The 9,998-nt window shown below is 73.2% G+C and carries 11 protein-coding genes; 3 read left to right on the forward strand and 8 right to left on the reverse strand.

Features of this window, described 5'->3' with window-relative positions; all coding sequences use genetic code 11:
- Positions 1–10: 10 nt before the first annotated feature.
- Together AB0B40_RS14140 and AB0B40_RS14145 are read right to left on the reverse strand one after the other, a co-directional pair.
- Entirely contained in the window at positions 11–973 is a 963-nt protein-coding gene (locus tag AB0B40_RS14140; protein ID WP_362263993.1) for an SMP-30/gluconolactonase/LRE family protein, read from the reverse strand.
- Between the two features lie 109 nt (positions 974–1,082).
- Positions 1,083–1,382 (reverse strand): helix-turn-helix domain-containing protein, encoded by a 300-nt coding sequence (locus tag AB0B40_RS14145; protein ID WP_345048010.1) that lies wholly within the window; start codon positions 1,380–1,382, stop codon positions 1,083–1,085.
- Positions 1,383–1,647: 265 nt separating this feature from the next.
- On the opposite strand from AB0B40_RS14145, the gene AB0B40_RS14150 reads away from it, so the two are divergent.
- Together AB0B40_RS14150 and AB0B40_RS14155 are read left to right on the forward strand one after the other, a co-directional pair.
- Entirely contained in the window at positions 1,648–1,998 is a 351-nt protein-coding gene (locus tag AB0B40_RS14150) for a VOC family protein (protein WP_345048009.1), read from the forward strand.
- 75 nt (positions 1,999–2,073) lie between these two features.
- Positions 2,074–2,472 (forward strand): MarR family transcriptional regulator, encoded by a 399-nt coding sequence (locus AB0B40_RS14155; protein WP_345048008.1) that lies wholly within the window; start codon positions 2,074–2,076, stop codon positions 2,470–2,472.
- A gap of 72 nt (positions 2,473–2,544) precedes the next feature.
- On the opposite strand, the gene pqqB is transcribed toward AB0B40_RS14155, so the two are convergent.
- From pqqB to AB0B40_RS14180, 5 genes are all read right to left on the reverse strand, one after another.
- A complete protein-coding gene (gene pqqB / locus AB0B40_RS14160) occupies positions 2,545–3,441 on the reverse strand; it encodes a pyrroloquinoline quinone biosynthesis protein PqqB (protein ID WP_362263994.1) in 897 nt (298 codons plus the stop codon).
- Positions 3,442–3,503: 62 nt separating this feature from the next.
- Positions 3,504–4,616: a hypothetical protein gene (locus AB0B40_RS14165; protein ID WP_362263995.1), complete on the reverse strand. Its 1,113-nt coding sequence runs from the start codon at positions 4,614–4,616 to the stop codon at positions 3,504–3,506.
- Between the two features lie 66 nt (positions 4,617–4,682).
- Positions 4,683–5,081 (reverse strand): SseB family protein, encoded by a 399-nt coding sequence (locus AB0B40_RS14170; RefSeq protein WP_345048003.1) that lies wholly within the window; start codon positions 5,079–5,081, stop codon positions 4,683–4,685.
- 830 nt (positions 5,082–5,911) lie between these two features.
- Positions 5,912–6,463, reverse strand: a complete 552-nt coding sequence (locus tag AB0B40_RS14175) for a cysteine hydrolase (protein ID WP_362263996.1) — start codon at positions 6,461–6,463, stop codon at positions 5,912–5,914.
- A 28-nt stretch (positions 6,464–6,491) separates the two neighbouring features.
- A complete protein-coding gene (locus AB0B40_RS14180) occupies positions 6,492–7,997 on the reverse strand; it encodes a cytosine permease (protein WP_345048000.1) in 1,506 nt (501 codons plus the stop codon).
- 464 nt (positions 7,998–8,461) lie between these two features.
- Here AB0B40_RS14180 and AB0B40_RS14185 point away from each other — a divergent pair, with 464 nt between their 5' ends.
- A complete protein-coding gene (locus tag AB0B40_RS14185) occupies positions 8,462–9,322 on the forward strand; it encodes a CAP domain-containing protein (protein WP_362263997.1) in 861 nt (286 codons plus the stop codon).
- A gap of 91 nt (positions 9,323–9,413) precedes the next feature.
- Here the strand turns inward: AB0B40_RS14185 and AB0B40_RS14190 are convergent.
- Positions 9,414–9,998: CAP domain-containing protein (locus AB0B40_RS14190; protein ID WP_362263998.1), on the reverse strand; the 585-nt coding region annotated here is incomplete at its 5' end.

The raw sequence follows: 9,998 nt of genomic DNA on the forward strand, positions 1-9,998 counted from the left end.
TACCGCCGGGTCAGCGGGCGGCAGGCCGCGCGCAGACCGCCACACCGGGCTCCCGGAGGCTGCCGAGCACCAGGTGGTCACCGGTCACACAGACGCTGGTGACCATACGGAACCCGGACCTCCGGCGGGTGAGGTGGTGGACGGTACGGCCCTGGTCGTCGACGGCGACGACGCCGACGGTACCGCTCGGGCGGTACGGCGCGTGCACGGCGGCGCGGGCGGCGGCGCGGCGGACGGCCGGCGGGGTGCGGTGCAGCAGATGCAGCGGGGGGACGCGGGGGCCGGCCAGGGCGACCCAGATCGGCCCGTCGGGGCCCTCGCGCCAGAGGTTGTCCGGCATGCCGGGGAGGTCGTCGGCGAAGGAGTCCGTCCGGCCGGCGCCGGGGCCGGTGAGCCGGTAGCGGATGAGGCGGCAGCGGCCGGTCTCGGCGATCACCAGGAAGGAACCGTCGGCGCTCGCGGCGAGCCCGTTCGCGAACTGCAGCCCCTCCAGCAGGACTTCGGGCTCTCCCCCCTCGGGGGCGAACCGCAGCAGGCGTCCGGTGCCGGTGTGTTCGACGATGTCGCCGATCCACCGGTCGAGGGGGTGGCGGCGGCTGGAGACGGTCGCGTACACGCTGCCGTCGGCCAGGGCGACGGCGTTGCTGCAGAAACGGAGCGGCTCGCCCGCCACCGAGTCCGCGAGGACGCGGACGGTGCCGTCGCCGGTGCTGACGCGCAGCAGACCGCGCTCGGCGTCGCACACCAACAGGTCCCCGTCCGGCAGCAGTTCGAGGCCGAGGGGACGGCCGCCGGTCTCGGCCAGCACCTCCACGCGGGCCGCGAGCGGGTCACCCAGGTGGTGGACGCGCAGGATGCGCCCGTCCGCCACCCCGGTCAGCACGCGCCCCTGTGGGTCGGGCACGACGTCCTCGGGGCCATGGGCACCCAGGGAGACGTAGTGCAGTGGCACGAGTGCCGTGGGTCGGTCCATGCGCGGTCCTTTCCGCTTGTCGCCCGTCCGTCTGTCGCCCGTCCGTCCGTCTGTCGGCCGTCCGTCCGTCTGTCGCCCGTCCGTCTGTCGCCGGTGCTCGACGACTGCGTCACCAGCCCTTTTCGAACAGCCTGGTCACCTCGGCGATGCGGATCTCGTCGCGACGGTAGTGGACGCGGCAGCCGATCCGGCGGGTGCTCAGGACGCCGAGGCGGGTGAGGAAGGACAGGTGCGCCAGGGCTGTCCGGCGGGACACGCCCAGCTTGGCGGCGACGGCCCGTGCGGTGACGCCGGTCTCTGCGAGGTCGCGGCGGGGCGGAGCCGGGAAGTGGGCCGCCGGGTCCTTCAGCCACTCCAGGATGGTCTGCCGCATCCGGCCCGAGGGAGTTCCCGAGGGAGTCACCGTCATCCGTTCGCCTCCCGTTCCCGGCCTCCTCGTACGCACTCTTCCCACTGTGGCGCGGGCGACGCCGTCGCGTCCGGGACTCGGCCGCCGTTGTCCGGTACCCGTCCCGCCTGGCGAAGACGCGGGCCACGCCGGCGCCGAGGTGCCGCACGACGAGCGACGGCGGCAACCGGTCAGGATCGGAGAAGCCGCGCGGGGCTCCCCGGCCCTAGCGTGAGAGCACCGACGAGGAACCCGTCGGGTCACGTATCTCGAAGGAGTGAGTCCCATGACCGCCGGCCTGCAGACGATCATCTACCCGGTGAAGGACCTGGGCCGTGCCAAGGCCCTCTTCGGCGCACTGCTGGGCGTCGAGCCGTACGCCGACGAGCCCTACTACGTCGGTTACAAGGCCGCCGGCCAGGACGTCGGCCTCGACCCGAACGGCCACGCCAAAGGCATGACGGGACCGGTGCCCTACTGGCACGTGACAGACCTGCGGCAGCGTCTCGCCGCGCTGTTGGAGGCGGGTGCGGAGCTGCTCCAGGACGCGCAGGACGTCGGCGGCGGCCGGCTGATCGCCTCCGTGAAGGACACCGACGGCAACCTCGTGGGTCTGCTGCAGGATCCGGCCGCCTGAGGACCCCACGCCCCCTCCGCACCGGCAACTAGTTGCACAGTCAACGATTGGCCGGATCGGTGCTACGGTGCGGGTATGGCAGTCACAACGGCCGAAACCAGGCTCGAAGAACGCTGGCGGGACATCCTCGCGGTGCACGCGCGCACGATGTGCGAGATCGACCGTGCCCTGCACCCGCACGGGCTGGGCGCCAGCGACTTCGAGGTGCTGGACATCCTGGCGACGGAACGGCCCGAGCACGGCGAGCAGTGCCGGGTGCAGAACCTGGTCGGCCGGGTCCACCTCAGCCAGAGCGCGCTGTCCCGGCTGATCGGCCGCCTGGAGAAGGACGGCCTGGTGGAGCGTTCGGTGTGCGCGGAGGACCGCCGTGGGGTGTGGGTCGCGCTCACCCCCAAGGGCCGCTCGCTGCACGCCGAGGTGCTGCCCCTGCAGCGCGAGGTACTGCGGCGGATGCTGGCCGAGCAGAAGGGCTAGCCCGAGCGGAAGCGCCAGGCCGAGCGGAAGCGCCAGGCCGAGCGGAAGCGCCAGGCCGAGCGGAAACACCGGCTAGAGCACCAGCTCGGCCCCGTCCGGCAGGATCTCGGCGCCGCGGTCGGCCACTCGCGCGCGTGCGCGTGAGGCGGGGTCCAGCAGCGGGTTGGTGTCGTTCAGGTGGGTGTAGATCCGGCGCAGGCCGGGATGGCGGCCCAGTGCGGTGAGGGTGCCGCCCGCACCGGTGACCGGCAGACGGCCCGTGGCGGCCGGGCCGGCGACGGAGCGCACCGCCGTGACCATCTCGTCGGCCGCGAAGAAGGTTGCGTCCAGCAGCACGCAGTCGGCCCCGGCGCACAGCTCCTCCAGAGCCGGGCTCCAGGCTTCGACGCGAGGCGCGTACACCAGCACTCCCCCGCTGGCCAGGTCCTCGATGCGGTACGCCGTCACCCATGGCCCCGCGGGCACGGGCGTCCGCGCCGGAACGTACGTCGGGATCCTCGCGCCCACCGGGTGGGCGGTGACGACGAGTCCGCCGGCCAGCACGAACCCGCCGTCGGCCAGACTGTCGGCCCACTCCCAGGGCGCGTAGCGGTCCAGCGCGGCGCGGGCGGGGCCGAGGACGGCGCGCACCGGCGGCGCGGCGTACACCTTCAGGCCCGCCGCCCCCCGCAGCTCGGTCAGACCGGTGACGTGACCGGCTCCGGCGTCGGTGAGCAGCACCCCGCGCAGCGGGGTGTCCCGCGGGCCGGGGCCGGGCCACAGGGCCGGGGTGGCGGAGAGCTGTGCGCGCAGGTCGGGAGAGGCGTTGAGCAGCCACCAGTCGCGGCCGTTGCCGGTGACGGCCGCGCACTCCCGGGTCCGTGAGGGCAGCTTGCCGTCCCGGGCGGCGGCGCACTGCGCACACGCGCAGTTCCATCGCGGGAAGCCTCCCCCGGCGGCGGTGCCCAGCAGGACGACCCTCACGGCCATCGGCTCCTTCGCATTCGTCCGGACGCGCCCCGCTGAGATCTTCCCTTCCGGAGGGGGCGTGACTACCCGGCGGCAGGGGGCAGTTCCGGCCGTCCTTCGTCCGGTCGCCGGTCCACCGGGCGGAACGGCGGGATGGGGGCGGCCGGGAAGTCGCGGGGCCCGCTCCACAGGGCGGGTACGGCGTCGCAGCGGCGGCACAGCTCGTAAGCGAGCTCCTCGTAGTTGACGCGCCAGCCACGGAAGTGCGGCCACGCCTCCTTGGCGGTGCGCCGGGAGCGGAATCCGGCCTTCTCCACCATGCTGACGGCCGCCTCGAACTCGGCGAACTCGAGTCGGATCGGGGCCTGCGGTGACGGGTCGGCGTCGAAGGAGAGGCGCAGGGCGCGGGCGATGTCGCGCAGGGCGGTGAATCCGGCGCGCAGCACCAGCCGGGCCTCCGGCGGGGCGAGCCGCGGGTCCAGGGCGAGCTGCATCGCCGCGGCGTCCATCACGGCGATGAGCCCGACCAGCCAGCTGCGGTGCGGACGCGGGGAGCGGAAGGTCAGCAGGACGGGGTAGGTGGAGTGGCTCTCGCCCATGTCCGAGGCGAGGCGCTCCCAGGCCCGGTACAGCTCCGGCAGCGCGGTCTCGGTGTCCACCAGCCACTGCCGGGCGAGGATCTCCGGCCCCCAGGCGGGCTCGCCGGCCCGCGCCTGGAGGAGGGTGACCTCCAGCTCACGGCGGTTGTAGGCGGCGTAGAGGGTGGGCAGGTAGGCGATCTGGAGGGCGATCAGAACCGGCCCGGTGGCCGCGGCCATGAAGTCGATCACCGACAGCTTCAGCCGGGCGCCGCTGGCGAAGCCCAGTGTGAACACGCTGGAGCCGGCCTCGCGGAACGCGGTGGCCCAGGACAGCGGGGACAGCGCGTAGAGCAGGAGGCCGAAACCCAGCAGGGCTCCGCCGAGCCAGCTGGCGAGCATGCCCATCAGCGTCAGCGGCGCGAGCCAGGTCTGGGCGCGGTCGATGGCCTCGTAGTCACCGCGCAGGGCGCGGAGCCGGAGCACTCTGCGCAGCAGCCACCACAGGCGGAACACCAGCCAGGAGTAGAGCCCTCGGGGGACCACGAGGGTGCGCAGGATACTGCTGAGCACCAGGGCCAGGACGAGCAGCCCGGCCGCGCCCGCGATGTATTCCATGAGCTCATTGTGTCGCCCGGGGCGACGGAACGATCGGTGTCGCGGGCGAGTGCGGGTACGGCGTGGTCAGCGGACCAGCAGCGTGCGCACCCCCTGGGAGGTGAGCGTCAGGGAGTGGTCGGAGCTGCCGTCGATGGCGAGGGAGAGATCGTCGTCGGGCCACTGCGCCGCGAGTGCGCCCAGCGGGATCAGGCGGTAGCGCGAGACGAAAGGCAGCAGCTCGGCCATCTCACCCTCTGTCGTGAACACCGGGACGACCGCGTCGCCTCCGGGCTGTTCCAGTATGGGCAGGGCCACCGTCGTGGCGTCGGCGCCCTCGCCGTCCAGTGCGTCGTCCGGAACCGGAACGAGTACGTCACTGTGGGCGAGGGTGTCCAGGGCGGCCTGGTCCTCGGCGTTCACGACCAGTGCGTCCAGTGCCTGCTGGGCAGGTGTCGGCAGGTCGTCGTGTGCGGGTGTCTCCATGGCAGATCCCCAGGTAGCGGCGGTCTTACGGGCCGCCCGGGCGGGCTGGTGCCCGGGCGGGCTCCCGGCTCGCGTACCCAGTGGGGTCCGGCGCATGCGCACGGATCGGCAGGAGGTCCGGTGGCGGCCCGACGGGGACGGAAGCGGACGGAGGAGGGCGGGCGAAGGAGGGCGGGCGAAGGAGGCGGGCGGTCGAAGCGGCGCGGGTCAGCTCGTGGTGGCCGTTCGTGGCGGCCGGGGTCGAGCGGGCCGACGACGTGCTCGACGAGGGAGCCCTCGACGGCACGGGACGCGCGGCGGGTGCCCGGGAAGGGTCACCGGGGGCGCGGCGCACCGGCGCGGGCTCCCCGGCGTCGGTCCGCGGCGCCCCGCCGGCCGACTGCGCACCGTGGTCCGGCCGCGGCCCGGCTTGCCGCAGCCCCTCGGCGAGCGCCTCCTGTCCGATGCCCTGATCGGGCAGCGCACAAATCCCGGGCAACGGGCGGCGGCGGACAGTCGCGCTCGCACGCCGACGCGGTCTCGTCCGAGCCGCGCAGGCGTCGGCCTGGGGCCGCTCCACGCCCACGAAACACGGTTTCTCCAGCCCGGGTTCGGAGACCGGCGCGGTCGTACCTCTCCCCGGCGGAATCCTCGCGCACGCCGGTGTGCGGGCGGTGATCAGTCCTCCGCACGGTCGGTTCGGCACGGGCGCACGGGCCGTCGTACGACTGACGCCTGGTCGCCGGTGAGGGCCTGGGAGCCGGACGGCCGCTCGTCGTCCGGGGGGCTGCCGGCCCGGACCTTCCGGGCGGGGGCGCGACCGGACCGCTGGTGCTTGACTGGGACGCCGGTCACGGCCCCGGTTCCCCGAGCAGGTCGGCGACGGTGGTGACCCGGACCAGCGGCCGGTACAGCTCCATGATCTGCAGGGCCTTGAGGTGGGAGTCGTCGTCGACGCCGGCGCAGGCGTCCGACACGACCAGCACCTCGACGCCGTCGTCCGCGGCGGCCAGGGCGGTGGACAGCACACAGCAGTCGGTGCTGACGCCCGCCAGAACCAGGCGGCCGTCCGGGCCGAGGCGCGAGGCGAGTCGCGGGGTCCACTTGCCGAAGGTGGTGGCGTCCACGACATGGTCGGCGAGGTCCGCGAACCCGTCGGTCAGCTCCCAGAGTCCGGCGTCCGGGGGCCGGCGGGCGAAGGGCCACCGGTCGTAGTAGGCGCGCCAGGCGCCGGCCGGGTCCTCGGGGGCCAGGAAGCGGGTGAAGGTCACCCGGCCGGCGAAGGCGGGCAGCAGACTGTGCACACCCGCCGCCGCGTCGGCGTACCGGGGGGTGGCCCAGGGACTCGCCGGGTCGGCGAAGACACGCTGCATGTCGATGACGGCGAGATGTCCGTCGCTCATGCGCGGTGCACCCCCTCGTGTCCGGCGCTCATGCGCGGTGCACCCCCTCGTCGGGCATCGGACTCGGCGGACGGCTCTCCTGGGCGCGGACCCGGCCCCGGCCCAGCAGCAGCGTGCCGAGGAAGGCCAGCGCCAGAGCGGCGAGGACGCCGAGGTTGGCGTACGCCCAGGCGCCGGTCCTCCCACCGAGGCCGAACGGTCCGAGCAGATAGCCCTGCCAGCTCAGCCAGCCGGCGGCGCTGTTGGTGACCAGTCCCCAGCCGACGGCCGTGGCGGCGAGGGTGAGGAGCAGCGGGAGGAGCGGGACGTCGCCGTAGCGGCCGTGCGGGCGGTAGAGGTCGGCCTCGTCGTAGTCCCGGCGGCGCAGGGCCACGTCGGCGAGCATGACACCGGCCCAGGCGGCGATGGGCACGCCCAGTGTGGTGAGGAAGCCCGTGAACTGCCCGAGGAAGTCGTCGGCGAAGAACACGATGTAGACCGCGCCGGCGATCATCAGCACGCCGTCGAGGAGCGCGGCCAGGTAGCGGGGCACCCGCAGGCCGGCCGAGAGCAGGGCCAGCCCGGAGGAGTAGATGTCGAGGACGGCACCGCCGACCAGGCCGAGGACGGCGACCACGGCGAACGGCACCAGGAACCAGGTCGGCAGGATGGTGGTCAGCGCGCCGATCGGGTCGGCCGATACGGCCTTGCCGAGGCTCTCGGAGGAACCGGCCAGCAGCAGGCCGAAGACCAGCAGGACCAGCGGGGCCAGGGAGGCGCCGAAGGCGGTCCAGCCGATCACTCCCCGGCTGGAGGAACCGCGGGGCAGATAGCGGGAGTAGTCGGCGGCTGCGTTGACCCAGCCGAGACCGAAACCGGTCATCATGAACACCAGCGCGCCGATGAACTCCTGCGCCGAGCCCGCGGGAACGGCGTCGACCGTGCTCCAGTGGACGCGGTCGGCGACGAGCGCGATGTAGACGACCGTGAGAACGCCCGTGATCAGGGTGATCCAGGTCTGCAGCCGCATGATCAGGTCGAAGCCCATGACCCCGCCGACCACGGTCAGCGCGGCGACCACCAGGAGGCCGATCACCTCCGTCCTGGTGCCACCGCCCCAGCCCAGGCGGCCGAAGACCGTCGCGGTGGCCATCGCGGCGAGCGCGGTGAGCACGGTCTCCCAGCCCACGGTGAGCAGCCAGGAGACGACGGACGGCAGCCGGTTGCCGCGCACGCCGTACGCGGCCCGGCTGAGCACCATGGTCGGCGCCGAGCCGCGCTTCCCGGCGACCGCGATGAAGCCGCACAGCAGGAACGACACGACGATGCCGAGCACACCGGCGCCGAGGGCCTGCCGGAAGGAGATGCCGAAGCCGAACGCGAAAGCGCCGTAACTGAGGCCCAGGACCGAGACGTTCGCCCCGAACCAGGGCCAGAACAGGGTGCGCGGGGTGCCCCGGCGCTCCACGTCCCCGATCACGTCGAGGCCATGGGTCTCCACCTGGAGGGGCCGGCCGGTGGAGGCGCCGCCGAGGGGTCCCTGCGGGTTCGTCATCGCCCAGCCACCTGCCCTGTCTGTCCAAATGTGTCCACACGCTAGGTCGGTGCCCGGGGGGCGTCAAGGCGGGCCGGTCCACCCGACGGCAGCACCGAAGCCGACAAGATCGGTTCCACGATCGGGCGTGACATCCATCACAGCCGAGTCATCTACTAAGCGGGCGGGATAGTAGATCCACCATCCTCGACATATGGGATTTGTCCGGCTTGCCGTAGGTGCGAGCCATCGCTCGGATGCCGACAGGTCGGCCGCTCGGCGTATCGCCGTAAATGTCACCCAGGACGTGTTCCTGACGTCCCGACGGCATCGCGCAAACGTCGCGGTCGCGAAGTCGGCATTTCTCGGGCCGCCTGACAAGGGCCGCGGAACCCTACGAGCCGCGATAGTAGCCGCGCTCTTTGCGCTCCCTGTGAGGCCGTCCCAAGAATGAGTGCTCCGCGATCACCGAGCGAGGTTGACGTATGGGCCAGCACCGCAAAACGAAGCACTACCGGCGGATAGTCATCACCGCCGCCGCCATCGGCGCCGTGGGCGTGCCATCTGTCGCCCTGGCCTGTTCCGAGTGGCCTTACGGCACGCAGGGGCAGTCGCAGGCTGCCGTGCCGAGCGCACCCGTGGTGCCGTGGCAGCCCCCCGCCGGGCATCACCCGAGCAACGGCTACGAGACCGCCCTGCCGCAGACCGCCGTCCCGCAGAGCGCCACAGCACCGCAGACCGCCATCCCGCAGAGCGCCACAGCACCGCAGACCGCCGTGCCGGAGGCCACCGCGCCGGCCGCTCCCCGGGTCAGGGTGCGACCCAGCGCCAAGCAGACGGTCGCGGCCCCCCGGCCCGCGCGGACCGCCGCTCCCAGCGCTCCCCAACCCACCGCCGCCCCGGCCCTCCCCACCTCCGCATCCGCGGCACCCGCCGCGCCGAGCACCCCGAAGCCCACCGCCACGGCGTCCGGCGTCACCGCCGAGATCCTGCGGCTGGTGAACGCGGAGCGGGGCCAGGCCGGTTGCCAGCCCCTGGTCCTGAACTCGACCCTGAGCAAGGCGGCGCAGGCCCACAGCGCGGACATGGCGGCCCACCAGAACATGTCGCACACCGGTTCCGACGGGTCGTCCCCGGGCGACCGCATCACGCGCGCCGGCTACACCTGGAGCAGCTACGGGGAGAACGTCGCCTACGGCTACTCCACGGCACAGCAGGTCATGGACGGCTGGATGTCCAGCCCGGGCCACCGGGCCAACATCCTCAACTGCGGGTTCAAGGAGATCGGCGTCGGTCTCGCACAGCCGGGCAGCTACTGGACCCAGGACTTCGGCACGGCCCGGTGACCGCCTCCGGCCGGCGGTTCCCGCCGGCCGGGGCCCGGGGCGTCAGAACTCGGCGCGGACGGGGGTCCACAGCTCCGTGCGGGCGGGGGTTCTAGGACTTGGCGCCGAAGTCCTGGGTCCACCAGGGGCCGCCCGAGCCGTTGTGGACGCCCACGCCGATGTTCTTGAAGGAACAGTTGAGGATGTTGGCGCGGTGGCCGGGGCTGTTCATCCACGAGTCCATGACCGCCTGCGGGGTCTGCTGGCCCCGGGCGATGTTCTCGCCGTACGTGGACCAGCGGTAGCCGGTCGCCGTGATGCGCTCGCCGGGGCCGTTGCCGTCGGGGTCCGTGTGGTCGAAGAAACCGCGGGCGGCCATGTCGTCGGAGAGGCCCTGGGCGGCCGTGTCCAGTTGGCTGTCCTCGGTGACCGGACCGCAGCCGGCCGCCGCCCGTTCCTTGTTCACCAGCGCGACCACCTGGGCCACCGTGCCCGTGGGCGCCGGCTGCGCCGACGGGATACGGGAGACCCGCGGAGCGACGCGCACGGTCCGCTCCGGCTCGGGAGTGCTGCTCTTCCTGACGGGGCGGGGGCTCTTGGAGGGGCTCGGCTTCTTCGAGTGCGACGGAGACGCCGAGGGGGCGAGGCGAGTGGGAGGCGGCGGCTTCGTCGTTTCCACTCGGGGTTGACGCTCACC

Origin of the sequence: Streptomyces sp. NPDC042638 (genome assembly GCF_040647235.1) — a bacterium.
Lineage (GTDB): Bacteria > Actinomycetota > Actinomycetes > Streptomycetales > Streptomycetaceae > Streptomyces > Streptomyces rameus.